Source organism: Quadrisphaera granulorum (genome assembly GCF_003149145.1).
GTDB classification, from domain to species: Bacteria; Actinomycetota; Actinomycetes; order Actinomycetales; family Quadrisphaeraceae; genus Quadrisphaera; species Quadrisphaera granulorum.
This window is the reverse complement of sequence record NZ_QGDQ01000085.1, coordinates 1-1,051: the sequence shown is the minus strand read 5'-3', so window position 1 is coordinate 1,051 and position 1,051 is coordinate 1. Positions and strand designations below refer to the sequence as shown.

Below are 1,051 nucleotides of genomic sequence, written 5' to 3'. Positions count from 1 at the left end.
TCGTGTTCGCCGGGGTGGTTGCGCGCAGGGCGTCCAGGGTGGCCTTGACCGCGTCCACTGACTCCGGCAGCTGGTGATGATCAGTGCCGTCCTGAGAAGCGCGGGCATCCAGCACGATCTGATCCCCGACCCCACCCGGATCAGAAGCGACCGCGTACTGCACGTTGTAGCCCTGCACGAACCCCGCCTTGGAACTCTTCATCCGCCGCGAGTCCGCATCCGTCACCGACGCCCGCGGCGCTTGATCACGCCCAGCCCGGGTGATGGCCACCTCGTCCCTGGGGCGCGGACCCAACCTGGCCGAGGTACCCGCCGCGGCCGCCTTCGCATCCCAGGCGGCCTGCTTGGCACGCTGCGCGGCCCGCATCGCCTCCTGCGCGGCGGCCTTACGCGCCGCCAGATCATCCAGGGCCGCCTGGATCCGGTCGCGGCGCTCGGTGGCGCCGCGCAGCTTGCGAGCCAGGGACTTCAACTCCTCGGTCATCCCCTGCCCGTCACCGTCATCCCCGTCATCCCCGCGCCTGCGGCGTGCGGCTTCGGCGGCGTCCTCGGCCTCATCGATGCTGGCCTGGCGGGCGCGTAGTCCCCGCGCCACCTGCAGCGCCTGCTGCTGGGCGGCGACCTCGGCTTCGGCTTCGCGCAGCTGGTGGGCCAGCGCATCAGCGGTGTGAGACTTGGCGAAGGAGGCGTCCGCGGCGACCTTGGTGCCATCGATAGCGACCACCCCCGCGCGGACCATCCCCAGTGCCGCGCACAGCCGCAGCACCTGGGCGAACAACTCATCCACGACCGTGTCGTCATAGGAGATGAACCGGTTGAGGGTGGTGTGGTCCGGCACGCGGGCCTGCCCCCCGACGCCGACGATGGACATGAAGCCGATGTCGCGGCGGCAGGCAGCTTCGATCTTGCGGGTGGAGAAGATCCCGTTCATCGCCGCGTAGATCCACAACAGCAGCAGCATCCGCGGGTCGTACGCCATCCGCCCGGTCCCGCCGCGGCGGTAGCGCTTGTTCAGGGCGGTGATGTCCAACTGCGCGACGATGTCGCGCAG

At 70.2% G+C, this 1,051-nt stretch carries 1 protein-coding gene; it reads right to left on the bottom strand.

Features of this window, described 5'->3' with window-relative positions:
• Positions 1–1,051 (bottom strand): transposase (locus BXY45_RS22805; RefSeq protein ID WP_146211355.1); only part of this gene is annotated, 1,051 nt, incomplete at both ends.